17 protein-coding genes and 1 tRNA gene are annotated in these 22389 nt (G+C 39.9%); 8 read left to right on the top strand and 10 right to left on the bottom strand.

The window, feature by feature from the left end:
* Positions 1-195: 195 nt before the first annotated feature.
* The 5 genes from F957_RS09140 to map form a co-directional block, all read right to left on the bottom strand.
* Positions 196-1401: an MFS transporter gene (locus tag F957_RS09140; protein WP_016540533.1), complete on the bottom strand. Its 1206-nt coding sequence runs from the start codon at positions 1399-1401 to the stop codon at positions 196-198.
* Between the two features lie 150 nt (positions 1402-1551).
* Positions 1552-2688: a porin gene (locus F957_RS09145; RefSeq protein ID WP_016540534.1), complete on the bottom strand. Its 1137-nt coding sequence runs from the start codon at positions 2686-2688 to the stop codon at positions 1552-1554.
* Positions 2689-2771: 83 nt separating this feature from the next.
* Positions 2772-4118 carry an MFS transporter gene (locus tag F957_RS09150; protein WP_016540535.1) on the bottom strand — a complete coding sequence of 449 codons (1347 nt, stop codon included), beginning with the start codon at positions 4116-4118 and terminating at the stop codon, positions 2772-2774.
* Between the two features lie 382 nt (positions 4119-4500).
* Entirely contained in the window at positions 4501-5643 is a 1143-nt protein-coding gene (locus tag F957_RS09155) for an OmpW/AlkL family protein (RefSeq protein ID WP_212749883.1), read from the bottom strand.
* 208 nt (positions 5644-5851) lie between these two features.
* Positions 5852-6676, bottom strand: coding sequence for a type I methionyl aminopeptidase (gene map, locus F957_RS09160; protein WP_016540537.1), 825 nt, complete (start codon positions 6674-6676; stop codon positions 5852-5854).
* A gap of 234 nt (positions 6677-6910) precedes the next feature.
* Between map and rpsB the strand changes: the two genes are divergently transcribed.
* Together rpsB and tsf are read left to right on the top strand one after the other, a co-directional pair.
* Positions 6911-7663, top strand: a complete 753-nt coding sequence (rpsB, locus tag F957_RS09165) for a 30S ribosomal protein S2 (RefSeq protein ID WP_004652723.1) — start codon at positions 6911-6913, stop codon at positions 7661-7663.
* Positions 7664-7801: 138 nt separating this feature from the next.
* A complete protein-coding gene (gene tsf / locus F957_RS09170; RefSeq protein WP_004652724.1) occupies positions 7802-8677 on the top strand; it encodes a translation elongation factor Ts in 876 nt (291 codons plus the stop codon).
* A 98-nt stretch (positions 8678-8775) separates the two neighbouring features.
* Here the strand turns inward: tsf and F957_RS09175 are convergent, their stop codons facing one another.
* Positions 8776-9249 (bottom strand): copper resistance protein NlpE, encoded by a 474-nt coding sequence (locus F957_RS09175; protein WP_016540538.1) that lies wholly within the window; start codon positions 9247-9249, stop codon positions 8776-8778.
* A gap of 848 nt (positions 9250-10097) precedes the next feature.
* Between F957_RS09175 and F957_RS09180 the strand changes: the two genes are divergently transcribed.
* The 4 genes from F957_RS09180 to F957_RS09195 all read left to right on the top strand — a co-directional run bounded on the left by F957_RS09180 (position 10098) and on the right by F957_RS09195 (position 14898).
* A complete protein-coding gene (locus F957_RS09180) occupies positions 10098-10628 on the top strand; it encodes a Csu type fimbrial protein (RefSeq protein ID WP_016540539.1) in 531 nt (176 codons plus the stop codon).
* 80 nt (positions 10629-10708) lie between these two features.
* On the top strand, positions 10709-11416 hold the full coding sequence (locus F957_RS09185; protein ID WP_016540540.1) for a fimbrial biogenesis chaperone: 708 nt from the start codon (positions 10709-10711) through the stop codon (positions 11414-11416).
* Positions 11417-11425: 9 nt separating this feature from the next.
* Entirely contained in the window at positions 11426-13879 is a 2454-nt protein-coding gene (locus F957_RS09190; RefSeq protein ID WP_016540541.1) for a fimbria/pilus outer membrane usher protein, read from the top strand.
* A complete protein-coding gene (locus F957_RS09195) occupies positions 13870-14898 on the top strand; it encodes a Csu type fimbrial protein (RefSeq protein ID WP_016540542.1) in 1029 nt (342 codons plus the stop codon). Before F957_RS09190 ends, F957_RS09195 begins: the two co-directional genes overlap by 10 nt.
* A 441-nt stretch (positions 14899-15339) precedes the next feature.
* Here F957_RS09195 and F957_RS09200 read toward each other — a convergent pair whose 3' ends face one another.
* Positions 15340-16254 (bottom strand): LysR family transcriptional regulator, encoded by a 915-nt coding sequence (locus F957_RS09200; protein ID WP_016540544.1) that lies wholly within the window; start codon positions 16252-16254, stop codon positions 15340-15342.
* Between the two features lie 136 nt (positions 16255-16390).
* Between F957_RS09200 and F957_RS09205 the strand changes: the two genes are divergently transcribed.
* A complete protein-coding gene (locus F957_RS09205) occupies positions 16391-17575 on the top strand; it encodes an alpha-hydroxy acid oxidase (protein ID WP_228129626.1) in 1185 nt (394 codons plus the stop codon).
* Positions 17576-17677: 102 nt separating this feature from the next.
* Positions 17678-18991 carry an MFS transporter gene (locus F957_RS09210; protein ID WP_016660377.1) on the top strand — a complete coding sequence of 438 codons (1314 nt, stop codon included), beginning with the start codon at positions 17678-17680 and terminating at the stop codon, positions 18989-18991.
* A 193-nt stretch (positions 18992-19184) separates the two neighbouring features.
* On the opposite strand, the gene F957_RS09215 is transcribed toward F957_RS09210, so the two are convergent.
* From F957_RS09215 to F957_RS09225, 3 genes are all read right to left on the bottom strand, one after another.
* Positions 19185-19260: transfer RNA gene (locus F957_RS09215), tRNA-Gly, on the bottom strand.
* Between the two features lie 62 nt (positions 19261-19322).
* Complete coding sequence (cysS, locus tag F957_RS09220; protein WP_016540546.1) at positions 19323-20744, bottom strand: cysteine--tRNA ligase; 1422 nt, start codon at positions 20742-20744, stop codon at positions 19323-19325.
* 103 nt (positions 20745-20847) lie between these two features.
* Positions 20848-22257: a purine-cytosine permease family protein gene (locus F957_RS09225; protein ID WP_016540547.1), complete on the bottom strand. Its 1410-nt coding sequence runs from the start codon at positions 22255-22257 to the stop codon at positions 20848-20850.
* Positions 22258-22389 lie beyond the last annotated feature (132 nt).

The following is a 22389-nucleotide window of genomic DNA, read 5'->3' as shown; positions in this document are numbered from 1 at the left end:
GAAATTTGATGGTTTGATGACAGAGCTTTGATGTTTATATGACAATGATAAAGCACGAGCTGTCTGCTTCAATGCGCACAAAATGCTTGATTGAAGTACTCAAATAAATCAGGGGTTTGAAACCAGATTAAGATCGAAAGACTCATCAAGCACAGAAGCGTGACAAACAATACCCACTTAAAATGACGTTCTATATTAGTCATGAATCACAGCCTCTTCATTCACGAAAAGATGGATAACCACACCAAAAGCACTCAGTACTAAACAGGCAAGCCAGATCATATTGTAGTTGCCTGCAATATCATGATTGACCCCACCAAGCCAGCCGCCAAAGAATGAGCCGATTTGATGGGTAAAGAACACAATACCACTGAGCATGGATAAATATTTGACCCCAAACATATTGGCCACGATCCCGTTAGTGAGCGGGACAGTGGAAAGCCAGAGTAGTCCCATAATGACCCCAAAACTATAAACGGTCAATGTACTGAGTGGGAGCAAGAGAAAAGCAATAATGGCAATGCCACGTAAACCATAAAGCAACATCAGCAATCTTGGTTTTGAGTAGCGATCACCTAACCAACCAGCACCATAGGTGCCCACAATATTAAATAGACCGACCAGTGCCAAGAATATCGTACCTGTTGTGGCATCAAAGCCATGATCAATTAAATAACCAGGTAGGTGTACCCCTAAAAATACCACTTGGAAACCACAGACCAGAAAGCCGAGGGATAACCACCAAAACGGTTTGTGTTTTCTTGCGATGTGTAAAACCTGTTTAAAGCTTAGACTTGGCTGATTCAGCGCTTTCGGTGCTGTAGAAGAAGGGGATTTCAATAACCAAGCCAAGGGAACAATGAATGCAATAGCAAAGGCACTCACCAGTAAAGCAGAAGACCAACCGATGGTTTTAAGAAGTAACAGAGTTGAAGGCAGCATAATAAACTGGCCAAAGGAACCCGCAGCACTGGCAATCCCCATCACCATACTGCGTTTCTCTGGTGGCGCAGCGCGACCAACTGCAGAAAGCAATACTGTAAAAGAGGTCGCAGATAGGGCAAGTCCAATCACGAGCCCTAAGCTGAGGTTAAGTAATAGTCCCGTAGAGCTAAATGCCATAAGGACTAATCCAATAGCATAGAGTACGCCCCCCGCCATCACGACTTTCTTAGTACCGTACTTGTCAGCAATCGCACCGGTAAAGGGTTGTGCTGCCCCCCAGATCAGGTTTTGCATGGCAATCGCAAAACTAAAAATATGATGGCCCCAACCAAAACTATCGCTCATGGGCACCAGATATAAACCAAAGCCATGGCGTACACCCAAGGAAAGTGCAAGAATCAGCGCACTTCCGATCAGCATATAGACCAATTGTTTGGAAAATTGAGCGTTTGACATTGTTGTTGTAATCTTGGAATAAGTGAAAAGTATTCTAAAATACTTCGACCAATATTTCGATTCTAATCAAAAATAATTGTACTTCAATGCTCAACAATATAAGCGGAACAATAGAATATTGACCGCTTATATTGAAAATCTAAATTGTGTTTAGAACTTCAATTCCAAACCGAGCCCGACAACGGGTTGCTTGTCTTTTTTATCTGCTTGTTCAAGTGTTAAATAACCTGCATAACCATAACTTTTCACCTGCTTATTAAAGGCATAGTCAGCCCCAAGCATGATTTGCTTGGCTTTAAAATCAGCTGTGTTATTTTTAAAACGGGTATCATTCTGGCTATATTGTGCTTTCAGCATCCATTTTTTTGCGCTTGGAAGAATATATTCGGCACCCACTAACCAGCCTTGAGCATCATCAATACTATTGGCTTTTGTGGCCCATTTTGTTGCTTCCGCGGGGTCTGCATAGTTGCTTTCTTCAATATCGGAACGTTGATACAAGCTTTTAATCGCCAAGCCTTCAATCGGATTTAAACGTCCGATGGCACGTATGGTATTTGCTGCGGCAAAAGCTTGTGTGTCGGCTGTATAAGCCTGTCCTGTGGCAACATTGAGAAAACCACGTCCTGCAAAAGTGCTTGGAATGGCTTTGTCATAGCCAAGTCCTGCGACAAAAAATGGATGTTCATAAACCAGACTGGCAGACCATGCATCGCCTAAGCCACGACCAGCAACTTTTGCACCACCACTCGAACTTTTAATTCCAGAGGATTCTCCACTGGCGAGCAAAGCATTGAGTTTAATCATACCTTTCGAGAGGCGAATGGCTGGCGACTCATAGAGCACAACATTATCAATTCGATTTTCTCCAGTCAGAATACCGCCGATATCTGCTTTATTGGCCACATAATTGTTGAAAATATCAACTGTACTTGAGAGCTGTTTAACTGGGGTATCATGTTTCCCCACTTTGAGCGTACCGAATTGACTATCCTTTAAGCCGACAAAGCGGTTTCGTTGTGTCCAGTCTGTTCCATCACCATCAGCACTCAATCCCCATTCAATTGCATAGACCGCACTTAGGCGCTCAGTCAGTTTCTCATCTCCTTTAAGACCGAGATAGGAACTATTGGAGCTCACTTCCCAGACATCTTTATCCGAACGATGAGCATTTTTTTCTGGTAAATAATCGATACTTGCATCAATTTCCCCATAAAGTGTAGGTGCTGCAAAAGTAGTCGTGGTTAAGCATCCAAGCATGGCAAAGCCAAGAAGATTCAATTTCATATTGAGACCCCTGAAAAATGGTGTTGAAGTATTTAATTTGGAAATCGTGTGGGAGGGTTTATCCCACACAAAACGTGTTGTGATTACGCGAGAGAATTACGTTCTAATACAGCTTGCTCGAACAATTGTTGTTCTTTGGCTTTATGTTCGACAGAGAAGCGAATAAGGATGACACTGAATGCGGCTACGGTCACCAACGCACCTAAAATCATCAGGCAGGTTTGTATATCCAGTAAACCTTTGAGTAAGAAGCCTGCAGCAACAGCACCGACATTACCGCCTGCACCAATGATACCAGCAACACCACCTAGAGCATTGCGATCAATAAATGGCACAAGCGCGTAAGTTGCACCACAAGACATATGGGTAAACAAGGCAAAAACGGTCATGCTAATAATGGCAAGCGTTAATGTATTCATTTGTGAGAATAGAATTAGAAATAAACCTTCACACAAAATGAGAATAAACAAGATTTTAGTACGACCATCTAAACCTTTAGTGATCGCAACTTTATCTGAAAGATAACCTCCGAGCGCACGGGCAAACAGGGCGAGCAGACCAAAAATACCTGCAGTTAAGCCGGCTTCCTTTAACCCCATATTGAAGTGATCGACATAGTACATTGCGGCAATGTTGTGAATAAAAATCTCGATACCAAAGCATGCAGCATAAGAGACAAATAGAATCCAGACACGATAATTACGTGCAGCTTGCATCAGAATCGCAACGCCGCCTTTTTTGCCAGCACCAACTTCGATACCTTGTTCACGAAGCTCTTTAAAGTTTCCTTGAGGGCAATCTTGAGTGAGTTTCCAGTACAGTACGCCAACGATTAGCATCATGATGCCTGGCACAAGTAATGCAATTCTCCAACCCATCGCTTGTTCAACACCAAACATGACAATCGCACCTAAGATAAGCGGCATAATTGCTTGAGTCGCACCACCACCCGCATTGCCCCAACCCGCTGAAGCTGCATTGGCTGTACCCACAACATTGGGTGCAAACATCACACTGGTATGGTATTGGGTGATGACAAAGCTTGCACCAATTGCACCAATCAATAAGCGGAAGAACAGGAAGGATTCATAGGTATTGGCCGCAGCAACACCAAAAACAGGAATACTGCCAAGCAGTAAAAGAGCAGTGTAGGTCTTGCGTGGGCCGTATTTATCACAGAGTGGGCCAACGATGAGGCGAATTAAAATAGTAATCGCAACCGCAGCAATGTTGATATTGGCGATTTGGTCTTTGGTTAAATTGAACTCGCCTTTGATGACTGGCATGAGGGGAGCACAGGCAAACCATGCGAAGAAACAGACAAAGAATGCCAGCCATGTCATATGGAAGGCACGCATGGCAGGCGTAGAAAAGCTAAATAATTTTATTTCTGTGGCTTTTTTTGCATCAATATTTATTGGTGAAGACATAACTTTCTCCTGAACTGCACGTCATTTATTTTGCTTAGTCATTACGCTGATTAAGCAAATCGAACAGAACGGACGTCGTTGGCCGTCATCAAATATGTTTATGAATCGTCGTTGATTCCATGTGTTTGATATATAGCAAGTGCCGTGCCAGAAAAATAAATTAACCAAATGAATAATTTAAAATGTTAATCATCAAGGTGTTTATGCGTAGATTAAGTTAATTAACAACATTGTGATTGATGTACAGGAAGCAAAAGGAGTGTCTATGTCAGACAAATTAATAAAAACTGCTTATTCATAGTGCGTGATTTTTGATCGTAGTGCTTTGAGAGGTTGCATAATAAAAAAAGCAGCGAGTGCTGCTTTTTTTATTAAATAGAGTTTAGAAACGGTAACCGACACCGACATAGGTAATGAGTGGGTCAATATCAATTTTAGTATTGGCACGAATCAATTCTTTACCTGTGTTAGAGTCTGAAATGGTAATTTTTGCATCACTACTCATTGGTGCATAGGTTACAGAGCCAACGGCGAACCAGTTAGGCGTGAAATCGTAGGTTGCACCTAATGTTGCCATTGGTGCCCATGCATCATCTGCTTCGACCTTAATTTTAGGGTTTGCCGATGATGTTTTACCGTCAAGAGCTGCACCTGCTTTGTTATCAAGTACATTCTGAATCATATGCCCAGCAGCGACTAAGTCATTACTGACATTATCTTCTAGTTTGAGATGGGTAAAATGAGCATACATTACACCGACACCAATATAAGGTCGGAATTTATTTACACCTGACTTACCAAATTGATAATGAATTTCTGCTGCTGGTAACCAAGCAGTTGCAGAAGCGGCTTTTTTATTCTGTGATAAATTCGTAATTGGAATATCTTTTTTAAGAGGTAAATCTCCACCAATAATCAGCCCAGCATCGATTATTCCTGCAACTTTTCCTGGTTTATCTGTTCCGCTTAAGGGTGCTGAAATTTGTCCCTGTCCCTTTATGTTAACCTTGGGTGGTATGCCAGCTTTAAATTCTAAAGATACGTTATCAGTAAAGTGGTAATTAGCCATTATGCCTAGCGTATCAACATTATCAGCGGTTAATCCCGTTCCTTGGGCTTGCCAACTAGATAGGCCATTAATAGTTGCTTCTCCAGCGACTTCACCGTTTAAATATCTTTTCCCGTCTGAACCTTCATGAGTGATAATCGGTTTCGTGATTATGTTGTTGACCAAACCCTCTAATTTATCGTGTTTTGTCTTACCATCTGCGGTGGATTGATCTATAGCGCCAAGAACAGAGTCTACAGTGATATCACCAACTTTAGATTTTGTTCCTTCAGCTACACTGGTATTGATATTAATTGGATTACCATTTCCTTGTGGCATGGCATGTAACCAGCCTGCAGAAACCGAAAAGCGTTTAAACCCATCTCCATCTTTCAAACTAAAATAAGGTGAGTCTGCGAAAGCAAGTGTCGGTAGGGCACATACGCCTGTAATCAGGCAAGCGAATGATTTCTTCATCATTTTGGGACTCCATGTCCAGAAGTTTGTTAGGATTTTTCTTGCGCCCACCATAACGCTATTTTTACGCAGGCTTTGTTTAGTTAAATTTTATAATTGTTATGCTTATGAATATTTTTGTTTGATTTAAATAAATTGATGAAGAAATTGTGAAGAGATAAAAAAAGCCACCGAAGTGACTTTTTAAAAATAATTCAAAGATTATGAATTACATAAAGCGTGACAGATCTTCTTCAGGGCGAGCGGTAAGTACTTCGATCCCTGTTTGTGTTACCAAAATCGTATGTTCATATTGAGCAGATAACTTGTGATCTTTTGTGACAACCGTCCACTTATCACCTAAAAGTTTAGTCTGCCAAACACCTGCGTTTACCATTGGTTCAATAGTAAAGGTCATGCCAGCCTCTAGACGCATACCTGTACCTTTTTGCCCATAATGTAAAACTTGTGGTTCATCATGGAACACATTGCCAATGCCGTGACCACAATATTCACGCACCACACTAAAGCGTTCAGACTCAACATATTGCTGAATAGCATAACCAACATCGCCAAGGTATGAACCATCTTTTACCGTTGCCATACCACGGTACATGGCTTCTTGTGCGACTGAACATAAACGATTGGCAAGAATCGATGTTTCACCACCAATGACATACATCATATTGGTGTCGCCGTGATAACCATCTTTAATCACAGTTACATCAATATTTAGAATATCACCGTTTTTTAAGATTTTATTTTCAGATGGAATACCATGACAAACCACGTGGTTCACCGAAGTACAAATAGAATGTTGGAACGCAGGGCGCCCTGGGGCAGCACCATAGCCTACGCATGCAGGAATTGCCTGTTGAACATTTTCAATATGATTACGACAGATTGTATCGAGTTCTAGTGTGCTCACACCCGCTTTAATATGCGGTTTAATCATGTCTAGAACTTCAGCCGCCAATTTCCCTGCAACACGCATCTTTTCAATTTCTTCAGGTGTTTTGATTAATCGACGAGGCGCTGTATAAGTTGTATTCATGATCTCTAAAAACTTTTGGTAATTTGCAAGCGTCTATGGTATAAATAGCCGCCTATTTTATCAAATGCTTTTCGTGACTATCTTTTATTATTTATGAAAAGATTTTACGAAGATATCTGATAACAATAGTCGTAAAAAAATCCGCACATATATCGACACATTACTCTGGGTGCCTAGCAATAGGTGGAGAATGCGGATATATGGAGGCCTAACCCAAACTTTAAGGTAAAGAAAATGGCAGATTACAACGTAAGCATGCGCGACCTTCTTCAAGCAGGCGCACACTTTGGTCACCAAACTCGTTTCTGGAACCCAAAAATGCGTCAATACATTTTTGGTGCGCGTAACAAAATTCACATCATCAACCTTGAGCACACTGTTCCTGCGTTAAATGATGCTTTGAACTTCGTTAACAACTTGGCGAGCAAAAAGAACAAAGTATTGTTCGTTGGTACAAAACGAGCTGCTTCTAACATCATCCGTGAACAAGCTCAACGCGCTGGTCAACCATATGTAGATCACCGTTGGTTAGGTGGTATGTTGACGAACTGGAAAACACTTCGCCAATCTATCAACCGTTTAAAAGATCTTCAAACTCAATCTCAAGACGGTACTTTTGCTAAGCTTACTAAACGTGAAGCTTTAGAGCGTACTCGTGAGATGGAAAAACTTGAACGTGCTTTAGGCGGCGTTAAGAACATGGGTGGTTTACCTGACGCATTATTTGTAATCGACGTTGATCACGAAGCGATTGCAATCAAAGAAGCGAAAAACTTAGGTATTCCTGTAATCGGTATCGTTGATACAAACTCTAACCCAGACAACGTTGATTACGTTATTCCGGGTAACGACGATGCGATCCGTGCAGTAACTTTATATGCTTCTGCTATGGCTGATGCGATTCTTGCTGGTAAAGAATATGCTCAATCACAAGCAAATGCACAAGCTAAAGGCGACGACGCTGCTAAAGACGCTTCTGAGGCTTAATGCGTTTTGACGCAAGCTTGTCATTTTTGCGACATGTAATGGTGGCAAATTAAAGCGTCGAGATTGCAAACGGCCCAGAGATTCTTTGGGCCGTTTTTGTTGAACAGATTTATTTTCTACCGATTTTAGGAGATCAACATGACTGCAGTTACTGCGAGCATGGTAAAAGAATTACGTGACCGTACTGGTCTTGCAATGATGGAATGCAAAAAAGCATTAACAGAAGCAGGCGGTGACATCGAACTTGCGATTGATAACCTTCGTAAATCAGGTCAAGCAAAAGCTGCTAAAAAAGCAGGTAACATTGCTGCTGATGGCGCGATCACTATTATTCAAAACGGTAACAAAGCAATTCTTGTTGAAGTTAACTGTCAAACTGACTTCGTTGCTAAAGACGAAAACTTCAAAAACTTCTCTGATAAAGTTGCTGCTGCTGCACTTGCTGCAAACGAAACTGATGCTGCGAAAATTGCTGAACTTAAGCTTGAAGACGGCGCAACTGTAGAAGAAGCTCGTGTTGCATTGGTTCAAAAAATCGGTGAAAACATCCAAGTTCGTCGTGCTCAAATCGTTGAAGGCGAAAACTTGGCTGTTTACAAACACGGTTTAAAAATCGGTGTTGTTGTTTCTTACACAGGTGATGCTGACACTGGTAAAGGTATTGCAATGCACGTTGCTGCGTTCAACCCAGTTGCTGTAAATGCTGAAGCTGTTCCAGCTGACTTGATCGCTAAAGAGAAAGAAATTGCTGAAGCGAAAGCATTAGAATCTGGTAAGCCAGCGAACATCGTTGAGAAAATGGTAACGGGTTCAGTTGAAAAATACTTGAACGAAGTTGCGCTTGATCGTCAAATGTATGTTATCGACAATGACAAGAAAGTTGCTGATGTATTGAAAGCAACTGGTACTGTTGTCGCTCAATTCGTTCGTTTCGAAGTGGGTGAAGGTATTGAGAAGAAAGCTGAAATGAGCTTTGCAGAAGAAGTTGCTGCTGCTCAAGCTGCTGCGAAGTAATTCGTATCTTCTAAAAAAACCCAGTCATTTTGACTGGGTTTTTTATTGCCTGTAGAAAAGTCCACTATATTGAGTGGGCTTTTATCGGTAGAAATAACTTATTCAGCTTCTTTCTTGAGTTCGTATTTGTCAGCTAATTCGCCTGTAATCTCTTTGCCTTCTGTGTCGAGGGCTTTTAAATAGCCTTCAGCAACAAAGTATTTACGGCCATCACCGGCTTTGTCGAGTTCAATAATAGAGGTGTTTTTGCTGTCAAAAGTAAAGCTACCTTTGCTTTCAAATGCTTTACCATCACCTTTGCCAAGATAAGTCTCTTTGAGCTCGTAAGTTTTATCTAGATTAAGTTCAAGTTCGGTTTCAATTCCTTCGCAATCTGCGCAAGGGAGTACACCTTTATATGTGCCATTCCAATCTAATGAGTTTTCTGCTGTATGTGCGCTATCAACAACTTCAGTGCTGTTTTCTGTGCTCGTTGCAGCTGGGGTTTGTTCATCAGTTTTTGGTGTTTCTGCTTTATTGCATGCAACTAAAAAAATAGAAGCTAAAGAAATGGCGATAATTGATTTTTTCATCTTAGATATAACCTTGTGAAAACATTAATACCCAAGTTATTAGATTTTAAAAAGAAATGGTAGTAAGGGAATGTAAGGGTTATTTAAGCTTTGGTAAAGCAAGACAAGTTAACCTTGTTTTGCTTTGAAACGAGGGTTTGATTTATAAATGGCTGGCCACAACGCTAAATAATCTAACAATCATGAGGATGCTGTTGGGCGTTTTTATTGGTGGGCATTAGTGTGATCACATTTGTAGCAACGTTCTCGTTTTTGCAGTAAATCCAACTGATGTATTGATGATTTTTGAAGTTAAAAAACGGGATGAGTCAAAGTCAAAACTAGAGGTAAATCATTGTACATTTTAAGTTTTATAAGCCCTAATTTTGGTTTTTTTAATATAAGTCAGTTGATAAAACCCCAAAATTCACGAATAAAGGCATTTAATAAATGGCTGATATTTGTGGGCTTTATAGTTTTATATATGTAAATTAATTTACCAATTGATTAGTTGTTGCTGGTTTTTCGATTTAATTGATTGAAAATAAACAATAAAAAAATGATTTTATTTTCATGATTGTAAATTCTGCATGAAATCCAATTTTTTTAAAAAAGATGAGCTCATGTCACTGGGGTTTCTTTGTTAATTGTTGTTAATAATTGGTTAAATTATGTAATTTTTAACTTTTGATAGAAATTTCAAATAAAAAACTTGTGATCTAGTTCGAATTATTTATGTATTATGCGCTTTATAGGGTAAAAAAAAGATGCTTTGAAAATACAGTCAGGAAGGCTAGTGATTGTGATGGGGAAGGCTAGTTTTTACATCTATTAAACTAATTCTTGTAATGTAAAAAAAGGTTTTGACCATGAATAAGTCTTTCATTTGTTTGTCGGCACTGGCTGCTGGTTTCATCTCTATTAATGCTGCAAATGCTGCATCTGCAACAGGCACCCTGACTGTTAAAGCAACAATTACGAATAGCTGTGTATTGAACACTTCAGCTACGGGTACGGCAGCGAATGCGGTTTTAGATTTTGGTACTTTGAGTTCACTTGCTAGCAACGTAGATGCGGATACGACAACGACAGGTGGTACTTCAATCAAGGTTTTATGTAACAACACTGTACCATGGACTTTGGCGTTTGATGCAGGAAAAAATGCTCAAACGACTCAACGCCGTATGATTGGTGGTGCAACAAGCAACGAATATATTCCATATAACCTTTTCTCTGATACAAACCGCGCAACTGCGATTGGTATCGCAACAACAGCTTATAGCGGAACAGGCACTGGTGCAGTACAAACTGTGAATGTGTATGGTCGTATTCCAGCTGGCTCAACTTTACCGAGTGCAGGTAGCTATTTAGATACTGTAACTGTAACAGTGACTTATTAATTTTTTAATAAACTAGGCAGTATTGCTAGCTCTTTTTTTAAGAGCTAGCTTAATTTGAGAAAAGTACAACTGGGCAAATCATGAAAAAACATCTTTTTGTTATTACAAGTTTATTGTTATCTTTGCCTAGTCTGTTAAACGCTGCATCTATTCGTCTTTCGCCTGTAAGTATTGAAATATTAGCAGATCAAGCAGCGTCCTCTATCAGTTTGTATAATCAGTCAAATGAAAGCACTGATTTGCAAGTGCGTGTATTTGAATGGAGCCAAAATGCAGGGCAAGATCAATTACTACCCACCGATGAAATTGCAATTAGTCCTCCTTTTTTAAAACTACAACCTAATGATTCTTATAACTTACGTGTTGTTAGAATTAATCCAGGACCAGTTTCTGGTGAAAAAACCTATCGTATTATCATAGATGAATTACCTAAGCCCGTTGATAGCCGTAAAGCAGATCAAGGGGTTAACGTACTATTGCGCTCATCATTGCCTGTATTTGTCGTGAATAAGCAGGCGATCACGAAACTAGAGTGGGCCATACAAGAAGAGCAAGACAATTCATATCTTAGAGTTAGTAATATTGGGGACCGTCATGCTCTCTTGAATAATTTGACACTCAACGATACAACAACCAGTCAAAGTTACCCAATTAAGGTCAATACAGTGAATGGTTACATTTTGGGTGGGAAATCAAGAGATTTTAGTCTTTCTAGTGACTTTAAATATGATAAAAATCATAAGTATACAATTAGTTTGACGGTTAATGGTAAGCAAGCTACGCTTTAAGAGGCTTAGATGAAATATATTATAAGTGTCTTATGTGTAACTTATTTTCCAGTTCACGCATTGGCTGAGTCATTGCAAGATCGCACAAATATTTTGATACCCGCCATTCCCGATTTAGTGGATCTAAGTAAGCGTAATGAAAAAAATAGTGAAGACAAACTAACCGAAGATTATACCCAGCTATTTTTAAATGTATATATCAACTCTAATAGTTCTAATGATTTGATTTCTGTAAAAAAAGATCAAAATGGAAAGCTATATATTCGTTCTGGTGACTTAAAGAAATTAAGATTAAAAATAGCCAGTGAAATACCTAATACAAAGTGGGTCTGCCTCAATGACTTGGATCAAATTAAACTCGATTATCTAGAAAAGGATCAGTCTTTAAATTTAAGTATTCCATCAAGTATGCTGGACGGCTATACGGTAAATTTGCAAGAGCAAGAAATTCCGAACTCTAATCTGCTTAAACTTAAACCTTTAAATGCTGCAATTCTAAACTACGGTTTATATCAAACCATAACAAATGATGAGGCTGTTTTTTCTGGTTCGGCTGAAGGTATTTTTAACAGTGCTGTTGGTAATTTTTCTTCTGGGGTGTTGTATAACGGAAATAATGAAAAGACTTATAGCCATGATAAATGGGTGCGTCTGGAAAGTAAGTGGCAATATGTAGATCCTGAGAAGATTAGGATATTTACCTTAGGCGATTTTATCTCTAATACGCCTGATTGGGGGAATAGTGTACGTCTTGCGGGTTTTCAGTGGTCAAGTGCCTATACTCAACGTGGTGATATTATCACCTCGGCTCTACCGCAATTTTCTGGCTCGGCTGCACTGCCTTCCACGCTGGACTTATATGTCAATCAACAAAAAATTTATTCAGGTCTTGTTCCGTCGGGGCCATTTGACATTAAGCAGTTACCATTTATTTCCGGAAATGAGGTTACTCTTGTAACCACCGATGCGACCGGTCAGCAGAGTATCACTAAAAAACCTTACTATTTCTCTTCTAAGATTTTGGCAAAAGACATAAATGAGTTTTCTGTAGATGTTGGTGTGCCACGCTATAACTATGGACTGTATTCAAATGATTATGATGATGCTACTTTTGCCTCAGGCGCGATTAGATATGGTTATAGCAACTCACTAACCTTAAGCGGCGGTGCAGAGGCTTCGTCAGATGGCTTAATCAATTTAGGAACTGGTTTTGCTAAGAACTTGTTTGGTTTGGGGGTTGTGAATGCTGATATTGCTGCGAGCCAATATAAAGATGAAAACGGTTACTCTGCCTTAGTTGGTTTAGAGGGACGTATGAGCAAGCGTATTTCGTTTAATACGAGCTACCGTAAAGTATTTGATAACTATTTTGACCTCGCCCGAGTTTCTCAAGTCAGATATTTAAGAGATAACGGGATTGAAGCTGAATCACAAAACTATCTTAATTATAGTGCATTCGCAGATGAGATTTTCAGAGCAGGGATTAACTATAACTTTCTTACTGGCTATGGTCTTTATCTGGGGTATAACCAGATCAAATATACCGATAGTTCGTATAAGTTCTTATCTGTAAATTTAAGTGGCAGTATGAATAAGAACTGGGGATTTTACACCTCGGCTTATAAAAATTATGAGGACAGCAAAGATTATGGTATTTACTTTGCACTGCGTTACACACCGTCTACCAAATTCAATGCCATTACCAGTGTTTCTAATGACAGTGGTAAAACGACTTATAGGCAAGAAATTAATGGATTCACCGATCCGCAGATAGGTGCATTTGGTTGGGGTGGGTATGTAGAGCATGCAGCGGATATGAACGATAATAATGCATCAATCTATGCATCATATCGGGCTCGTCCAGCGTATCTTACCGGACGATATACTCGATTTGGAGATAATGATCAGGTTGCACTTTCAGCGACAGGGTCTCTGGTTGCGGCAGCAGGGCGTATATTTGTAGCCAATGAAATTGGAGACGGTTATGCGATTGTGAATAATGCCGGACCACGAAGCCAGATTCTAAATGGTGGGGTGAATTTAGGCGAGACAGATAAATCTGGTCGATTCTTAATTGCGAATTTAAGACCTTATCAGCCGCATCATATCTATCTGGATCCATCCTATTTACCTTTGCAGTGGGATGTTAAATCTACAAGTCAAACTGCGCTCGTCGGTTATCGTCAAGGAACTTTGATTGACTTTGGTGCTCATCAGACCATTTCAGGATTGGTGAAAATTGTTGATCGGAACAATTCTCCTTTATTGCCTGGTTATACGGTTCGAATTAATGGGCAACAAGATGCAGTGGTGGGCTATGATGGTGAAGTATTTGTTGCCAACCTTTTGCAGCAAAATAAACTTGAAGTAGACCTTCTTGATCGTGGAAGTTGCCAAGTCGATTTCACTTATAACAGTAGTCAATACACTGTCAGAAAATTGGGGCCTTATATATGTCAATAGATATTGCTAGCAATAGACAAGAACAGAGATTGGCAACTTTCTTATCTGTTCTAAAATATTTTATTGGGGTTCTTTTACTTTTTATCTTTTATGCTTTTTTTAGTTCAGCATATGCTGCTTGTACTATAACAGGTTCAACATCAAATACTTATACCTATACAGCAGCAACAATTAACAGTGACGCAACCATTACTTATACAGGAACCATTCGTTGTACCAATACGGGAAGTACTGCTCAAATATCACAGTATATGTGTATGAAAACAGTATTTACTGGCAATACAACATCAAATAATAGTGTTTCATTGCCGTACACAGTAACGGCAACTGTTGGAGGGGCTGGTTCTGCGACCACTAATCAGAGCTCGAATGTTTGGTATGGGCCAGTTAACACGGTAGCGACTAATAATCTTGTGAATTATTCGGTGAGCATTAAAGTGCCAGCTCAGTCAGGTTCATTAACCGCTTACCCTATAGGTACTTATACGGGTACGGTCCAGTTATTTTGGGATATGCAAGGAAATGCCAGTAGTCGATGTGAAGGCGATAGTGGTGGAGGTTGGGATTCTGGAAACACCACGATAACAGCGAATTATGTGGTACCGAGTTTATGCCAATTAAACTCAACCTCTAATGTTGATTTTGGCAATATTGGTGATATTGGTACGACTAGCCGTGATTATCCAGCCCAAGGTGCAATTAACACCACCTGTAATTATGGAACCCCATATAGTATTTATTTGGGAGATGGGAATAACCGTATTACTGGCGGATTTAGGCGGATGACGAATGGCAGTAGTCAATATATACCTTATCAGCTTTATCAGAATGCTTCATATAGTACGGTATGGGATGCCACAGGAGGTGTAACTGCTGTAGGTGGTTCAGGCGGTGTTTCTAAAACAGGAACTGGTAGTGCCCAAAGTACCGTAGTTTATGGGAGGATTCCTCAAGGAACCGCTATTTCAAGCACCCCAGGTAATTATTCGGATACAGTAGTTGTTACTGTTACTTATTAAAATAAGTTCGGTTTTTGAATAGAAAACTTTAGACAGGACAAAATGTGTCCTGTTTTTTTACGCTATTGGTCAATGGCGAGGTAATTTTAGTATTTTTGAACGCAAGCAACTTTGGCGTAAAGCCTTTTTCCTTATTTTTATTAAAATAAGATTTATGGTAATAACTCATGTTTAGATATTGAGCATTTTATTTAAGTTATACATAAAAAAGCCCTTATCTTTCGAAAAGGGCTTTTGAATCTGGAACGGGAAAGGAGATTCGAACTTACGGTCTCAGTCTTGGCAGGGTTTAAGCCCTGTTTAAATTATTAACTCTTTTGTTGAGTTAAACGATTTTTTTTTGAGTTAGCAAAATATAAGAAAAAATTTATATTTATATAGATATATCAACTAATTGTAGGTTTATATTTGTTGTTGGTAACTTAGATTGTATGCAAAACTTCATAAAATATCATTCGGTCTTAGCGAAAAGTTGATATGTTCACGGACTAAGGTTTGCATGGTTGGAATAATATTTCGAATATCCCCGCGTCTCCATTGAAAAGCGTAATGGAGTGGGGCTAATGGTGGATTACTTTCAAGTTGAATCAGTGAGGTACCTACGCCATTTTCCATCCAGCCTTTAGGTAAAAAACCAATACCAACACCTTCTCGAATCATTCCAGCAACAGCACTCCAATGATTACAAGTGATACGCTTAATTTCATGAATATTCTGACCTAATAGCCAGTCATCCAAAATACGGGTTGTTCCCGCTCCAGCAGGTAGGGTAACGAGTGTATGTTGAGTTAATAGGCTTATTAAATCTTGAGCTGAGGTCTGATCGAGTAATGGCTCGGCGATCATCCATACAAAATCAGCTTTCATAATCGACTGGGAGAGAATGCTACTTTTAGACGATCGACCAGCCATAATAGCAAAATCTAGTTCACCAGCCTCTAATTTCCGTTCAAGTACTGCACCAACATCAACATAGGGTTCCAAATGTAAGAGCGGGTGCTCTTTCTGGGCAATGGCAATAAATTTGGGTAGCCATGTTAGTGCTGATAACTCTCCAACACCAAACTTTAACCTGCCATTCAAGCCTTTTTGTTTATCCGTAAAGGTTGTTTGTAGTGTTATGACAGCTTCAAGTACTTTGCTTGCCATACTTAATAAGCGTTCTCCATCCTCAGTTAACACAGCTCGATGTCCACTACGATCAAAAAGTTGATGATCCAAAATGCCTTCTAATTCATGAATTCTTTGTGATAACGACGAAACTGATATATGTAGACGTTGTGCTGCGATAGCAAAATTATCACACGTTGCTGCCCAATAAAAAGCTTCCAATTGCTTAATGGTAGGAGATGACATTGTTCGATTTTTCCGAATAACCTTGTTTGAATAATACCGCTTTTATTTATGTTCCTCTATCACTATAAAGTAGATTGTGGAAAATGGATGAGCGACTTTTATGGATGCACATAAGCAAAATATTCAAGGAGGAAAGATGTCTTCTAAGAACATACCTAAAGTGCTGGAAGATATTTTATGCTTACAAGATTTTGAGGAAAAAGCACGTCGAAAACTACCTCGGCCAATCTTTGGTTATATTGCTGGCGCAGCAGAGGAAAATACGAGCCTTCAGGATAATCGTAGCGTATTTAAAAATTATCGTTTTATCACGCAGGTCTTAACAGATGTTTCTAAGCGAGATCAAAAAGTAGAGCTATTTGGAAAAACTTATCATTCACCTTTTGGCATCGCTCCTATGGGCTTAAATGCATTGTCAACCTATCGGGGAGATGTGGTTTTAGCACGTACTGCACAAGCTGCCAATATTGTTTCAATTATGAGTGGTTCATCCTTAATCCCCTTAGAAGCGGTGGCAAAAGCCGCGCCAGATACATGGTTTCAAGCGTATCTTCCTGGAGACACACCGCGCATTTTGGCATTGCTGGAGCGGATAAAGAACGCTGGTTTTAAGACACTGGTGATTACGGTCGATATACCCGTTTCTGCAAATCGGGAAAATAATGTGCGTTCAGGCTTTTCGACGCCATTACGTCCAAGTTTGCGTTTGGCTTGGGATGGGCTGACTCGACTTTCGTGGTTATTTGGAACCTTCTGTCGGACATTTATGAAGTATGGAATGCCTCATTTTGAAAACTCCTTTGCGACGAGAGGGGCGCCAATCCTATCTGCCAATGTGCTGCGTGATTTTTCTGCCAGAGATCATTTAAATTGGGAACATTTCAAACAAATTCGTGACTATTGGCAAGGACATTTGGTGATTAAAGGGGTGCTCAGTGTTAAAGATGCTCGTCTTGCCAAAGAAATGGGGGCAGATGGCATCATTTTATCTAATCATGGCGGTCGTCAATTGGATGGAGCAACTTCTCCCATGCGAATTTTACCGGATGTCGTTCAGGCATTAGGCTCAGATTATCCTGTCATGATTGATAGTGGTTTTCGACGGGGTTCAGATGTGCTTAAAGCGGTTGCTTTAGGGGCAAAGATGGTCTTTGTTGGACGACCATTTAATTATGCAGCTGCTGTAGCAGGCGATACAGGCGTAGAACATGCGATTAGCCTGCTACGTGATGAAGTCGATCGTAATATGGCAATGTTAGGTGTCAATCGTTGTCATGAGCTGAATCCCAGTATGCTCATCAATTGTCGATCTTCAGATTAGAGTGTCTTCTTACTTTTAATTATCCGCTTAAATTATGACCTGTCTTATAGATGGAAACTATAGGCGATAGGGGTCATGCGCCTTAAATAAAGGATTATTCGTATGCAAAATGTTCATGAAACAGAACAAGAAAAAGCCAAACGTTTAAAGAAAGTTGCAACGGCCACCATTGTGGGTTCAATGTTGGAATGGTACGACTTCTACTTATATGCCACGATGGCATCTATTGTTTTTAGTAAAGTTTTTTTTGATAAATCTGATCCTAGTACAGCAGCGATTGCCGCCTTTGCGACCTTTGCAATTGGATTTATTGCTCGACCATTTGGCGGTATATTTTTTGGTTTTTTTGGTGATCGTTATGGTCGCAAAAAAATGCTTTATATTACCTTTTTGCTGATGGGGCTATGTACTGTATTTATCGGACTCATTCCTAGTTATGACACGATTGGGATTTGGGCTCCCATACTTTTAGTTTTTTTTCGGATTATTCAGGGGCTTGGTGCAGGTGCGGAATTCGCGGGAGCGGCAATTACTTCTTATGAGCACGCATCGGATGAAAAACGTGGTCGTCAAGGGGCTTGGCCAGCATTAGGTTTAAACTTGGGCTTATTATTGTCCTCACTGACTATTTTTCTACTCACTTTAAATGGAGATGAATTTTTATTAAATGGCGGTTGGCGTATTCCATTTCTATTAAGCTTTGTATTGGTCCTTGTCGGGGTTTGGGTCAGAAAAAATTTACCTGAAACGCCAGATTTTGAACAAAAAATTAATGACGATTCAAAAGTGAAGATTGAAAATCCTTTTAAAAGTTTACTTAAAGCGAATCTAAAAGGGGTGTTGGTTGTTTTGATTGTGGCAATTGGATATAACGCACTAAGCTACATTTTTAAAACCTTCTCTTTAGCTTATTTAACACAATTTAAAGGGGTGACAGCACATGTTACATCTTTGTCGATTACGATCGCCAGTTTAGTCGCCATCGTAACCGTGCCTTTGTTTGGATGGTTGTGTGATTATTGGAGTAGTAAAAAAGTACTAATCTTAGGTGGGCTTTTATCCTTATTATTTGCGTATCCTTTTGTGAAATTACTGGAAACAGGTCAGGATATCTTTATCTATATTGCAATTGCGATAGGAACCGGTATTTTGGCACCAATGATGTTTGCTTCACAAAGCTCATTTTTATGCCGACAATTTTCAGTGGAAAATCGTTCTACTGGGGTGAGTTCTAGCCGAGAAATTGGTACGGCAATTGCAGGTGGTCTAGCTCCATTGGGTGCTTTGAGTATGGTTGCAGCCTCACCTACACACTCAACAGCCAGTGTTATCATGATTTTAATCGCCGCAGCAGTTTTTGTTGTGATTGCCGCATTATGTGATCAGGGCTACCGATTCTCTAAACATAAAAATTAATATCAATCACCTAAACTCAATTGATATTAAGATCTGAAGAGTGATGTGGAAAAGTCATATAAGTTGTTCGTTGTGGGTGTGCTCTGCACACTCAAATATGATGAGGTTGAGTCTAATCATACTGAACTAAGCTGATACTATAACGAGGAACAAATAAAAAGCCCTTATCTTTCGATAAGGGCTTTTTTGAATCTGGAGCGGGAAAGGAGACTCGAACTCCCGACCCCAACCTTGGCAAGGTTATGCTCTACCAACTGAGCTATTCCCGCAATAGGACGCATTATAGAGAGTTTCATTCAAGTGTCAACTCTTTATAATGCTGAGTGTTTAATTAATCAGCACGGCGCCAGATTGTACCTTGACGCGTATCTTCCAAAACCACACCTTGATCGAGTAAAGATTGGCGAATGCCATCGGCTCTCGCAAAGTCTTTGGCTTTTTTCGCATCAACACGTTGCTGAATGAAGTTTTCAATTTCAGTATCAGACAGTGTAAGTGCTTCCTGACCAATATCTGACTTAAGGAATTCATCCACATCATGTTGAACTAAACCAAGAATGTTGGTTAAGTGACGTAGGGTAGAGTAAAGCATTACCGCTTGTTCTGCTTGCTCTTCTTTCACCGCGCGATTCAGTTCTTTGTTGAGCTCAAAAAGTACCGCCATAGCTTCAGCAGTATTAAAGTCATCACACATTGCACTGTTAAAACGTTCAACAAAGTTTTGCTCTAATGTCTCAACCGTTTTTTGACCATACAGCTGTTGATAGGCTTTAAATGAATGATAAAAACGACTCAGAGCAGTTTTTGCTTCTTTTAAGGCAACATCAGAGAAGTTGACCGGGCTACGGTAATGAGAAGACACGATGAAGTAGCGAATTACCTCAGGGTGGAACTTCTCCATCACATCGCGAATGGTAAAGAAATTGCCTAATGACTTAGACATTTTCTCTCCATCAACATTGATGAAACCAACATGCATCCAATAATTGACATATTGTTCACCAGTCGATGCTTCACTTTGTGCGATTTCATTTTCATGGTGCGGGAACATCAGATCTGAACCGCCCCCATGAATATCGAAATGATTGCCTAGGCAGCAGGTTGACATCGCAGAACATTCAATATGCCAACCTGGGCGGCCATTGCCCCAAGGTGAAGCCCATGCAGGTTCATTTGCTTTGGCATGTTTCCAAAGAACAAAGTCAAAGGGATGTTTCTTTTCAACTTCAACATCCACACGCTCAGATGCACCGGCTTGCATATCATCCAATTTACGACCAGATAAACGACCGTATTTATTGAACTTGCTCACCTCAAAATAAACATCGCCATTGGCAGCAGGGTAAGCAGCCCCTTTATCAACCAAGGTACCAATCATATTTTGCATTTGATCAATATATTCAGTTGCTTTGGGCGCTTCATCAGGTTCAGCACACCCTAAGTTAGCCGCATCTTCATTCATTGCTTGAATAAAACGAGCAGTGAGTTGTTGGATGCTTTCGCCATTTTCATTGGCACGTGCAATGATTTTGTCATCAATATCAGTAATGTTGCGAATATAGCGAACTTTCCAACCTTGGCTGCGTAGAAAGCGAATGATGTAGTCAAATGCAACCATAACCCGAGCGTGCCCAATATGACAGTAATCGTAAACCGTCATACCACAGACATACATATCGATTTGACCTTCTTTACGTGGGACAAATTCAACTTTTTTACGTTGCTCAGAGTTATATAGAACAAAAGGTTGCATAAGGGTTTTCAAACACTCTACAAAAATCGTTATTCATCATAACGTATGCACCATATTTCATAAAGTTATCAGTAGAAAAAAGATGGCTTTCATTTGCAATATTTCATGATTCAAAACCAATTTGACTTGTCATTCGAAGTTGAGCTTTTTTTGCGAAATAATAATAAATCACAGCCGTTGCCAGAATGCCGACCAACCAAGAGATATCGATACCCCCTAACATGGTCGCGATGTGACCCGTGTAAACTTTGCTATGAATAAAGGGGAGTTGTAGTAACACGCCCATGATATAACACCCAATGCCGATACTATTCCAGCGACCATATTTTCCATTCGGATCGTATAAGGCAGCGACATCACATTCTTCTTTAGAGATGAAATAGTAGTCTACGAGGTTAATTGCACTCCAAGGAATAAAGAAGGTGAGTAAGAACAAAATAAATGCTTTAAAGGTATTTAAAAAAGTGTGCTCACCCAGAATTGCGATGATTGTAGAAATGGCGACCATCGCAAGGACGATAACTAAACGTGTCATTCTTGAAATTTGATAATGTGGTTTGAAGCTATTCCAGATGGTTGCAATGCACATGAAGCATCCATAGGCATTTAGCGTGGATAGCGTAACTTTACCGAAAGCGATACTGAAATATAAGAACGTAATGATCAGCGCTACAGCGTTCATACCCACCACATATTGCACTTCATTTCCGACAAAGCCGCCTTGTGAAATCTGTGCAATGAATACCCCTAAAGTCATTGAGATTTGTGAGCTGAGCAACGACCCCAAACCGACTGCCAAAAAGACGCGAGTCGAAGAGGTATTTGAAGGGAGGTATCTGGAATAATCAGCCACATAAGGGCCAAATGAAATTTGCCAAGAAGCAGAAAGCGAAATTGCTAATAAGAATGAGGACCAGCTAAACTTTTGAACGGCCATTAATTCAGAAAAATTGGAATGGGTTAAAATTTGAGTCAAAATAATGATAAAGGCAACTATGCCAATAACGCTTGCAACTTTTCCCACCCAGTGGATTAAGCGATAACCAATGGTGGCAAAGATCACAATAAACGCCGCATAGATTAAAATTCCAGCGCTATTGCTGACATTGATGAGTTGTGCGATCGCTTTACCTGCGAGGACTTCGCCTGTGGCAGTAAATCCGATGTACATCAAGCAAACTAAGAAAATCGGAATGCAGGCACCATATACGCCAAATTGAACACGGCTTGAAATCATTTGAGGCAGGCCAAGTTTGGGGCCTTGTGCTGCATGCAAAGCCATGACGATGGCACCGAAGCATTGTCCAATGAATAAACCAATAATCGACCAAAACACATCACCACCTAGTACAACCGCCAAAGCACCTGTAACGATTGCTGTGATTTGTAAATTAGCACCAAACCATAGTGTAAATTGACCGAAAACACTGCCGTGCCTTTCATGTTCTGGAATAAAATCAATACTGCGGTTTTCAATAAATTGATGTTGTTCTTTCTCATCCAGTGAGTTCATCTTTTTACTCCGTATCCTTGAAGCATTTATCGTCTTAAATACCTAATTGGGTGCTTAGGTCTAGTCATGTATGATCTTATTTGTATATGTATATACAACTTGAATTAATAATAAGCAAGTTTTTTCTATCAA

The organism is Acinetobacter gyllenbergii CIP 110306 = MTCC 11365 (assembly GCF_000413855.1).
In the GTDB taxonomy this organism is placed as follows: Bacteria; Pseudomonadota; Gammaproteobacteria; order Pseudomonadales; family Moraxellaceae; genus Acinetobacter; species Acinetobacter gyllenbergii.
This window is presented reverse-complemented; position numbering and strand designations above follow the sequence as displayed.

What these genes read in the sequence shown, in the direction of transcription:
- F957_RS09140 (WP_016540533.1), bottom strand. Translation starts at nt 1,401, where the DNA reads ATGTCAAACGCTCAATTTTCCAAACAATTGGTCTATATGCTGATCGGA.
- F957_RS09145 (WP_016540534.1), bottom strand. Translation starts at nt 2,688, where the DNA reads ATGAAATTGAATCTTCTTGGCTTTGCCATGCTTGGATGCTTAACCACG.
- F957_RS09150 (WP_016540535.1), bottom strand. Translation starts at nt 4,118, where the DNA reads ATGTCTTCACCAATAAATATTGATGCAAAAAAAGCCACAGAAATAAAA.
- F957_RS09155 (WP_212749883.1), bottom strand. Translation starts at nt 5,643, where the DNA reads ATGAAGAAATCATTCGCTTGCCTGATTACAGGCGTATGTGCCCTACCG.
- map (WP_016540537.1), bottom strand. Translation starts at nt 6,676, where the DNA reads ATGAATACAACTTATACAGCGCCTCGTCGATTAATCAAAACACCTGAA.
- rpsB (WP_004652723.1), top strand. Translation starts at nt 6,911, where the DNA reads ATGGCAGATTACAACGTAAGCATGCGCGACCTTCTTCAAGCAGGCGCA.
- tsf (WP_004652724.1), top strand. Translation starts at nt 7,802, where the DNA reads ATGACTGCAGTTACTGCGAGCATGGTAAAAGAATTACGTGACCGTACT.
- F957_RS09175 (WP_016540538.1), bottom strand. Translation starts at nt 9,249, where the DNA reads ATGAAAAAATCAATTATCGCCATTTCTTTAGCTTCTATTTTTTTAGTT.
- F957_RS09180 (WP_016540539.1), top strand. Translation starts at nt 10,098, where the DNA reads ATGAATAAGTCTTTCATTTGTTTGTCGGCACTGGCTGCTGGTTTCATC.
- F957_RS09185 (WP_016540540.1), top strand. Translation starts at nt 10,709, where the DNA reads ATGAAAAAACATCTTTTTGTTATTACAAGTTTATTGTTATCTTTGCCT.
- F957_RS09190 (WP_016540541.1), top strand. Translation starts at nt 11,426, where the DNA reads ATGAAATATATTATAAGTGTCTTATGTGTAACTTATTTTCCAGTTCAC.
- F957_RS09195 (WP_016540542.1), top strand. Translation starts at nt 13,870, where the DNA reads ATGTCAATAGATATTGCTAGCAATAGACAAGAACAGAGATTGGCAACT.
- F957_RS09200 (WP_016540544.1), bottom strand. Translation starts at nt 16,254, where the DNA reads ATGTCATCTCCTACCATTAAGCAATTGGAAGCTTTTTATTGGGCAGCA.
- F957_RS09205 (WP_228129626.1), top strand. Translation starts at nt 16,391, where the DNA reads ATGTCTTCTAAGAACATACCTAAAGTGCTGGAAGATATTTTATGCTTA.
- F957_RS09210 (WP_016660377.1), top strand. Translation starts at nt 17,678, where the DNA reads ATGCAAAATGTTCATGAAACAGAACAAGAAAAAGCCAAACGTTTAAAG.
- cysS (WP_016540546.1), bottom strand. Translation starts at nt 20,744, where the DNA reads ATGCAACCTTTTGTTCTATATAACTCTGAGCAACGTAAAAAAGTTGAA.
- F957_RS09225 (WP_016540547.1), bottom strand. Translation starts at nt 22,257, where the DNA reads ATGAACTCACTGGATGAGAAAGAACAACATCAATTTATTGAAAACCGC.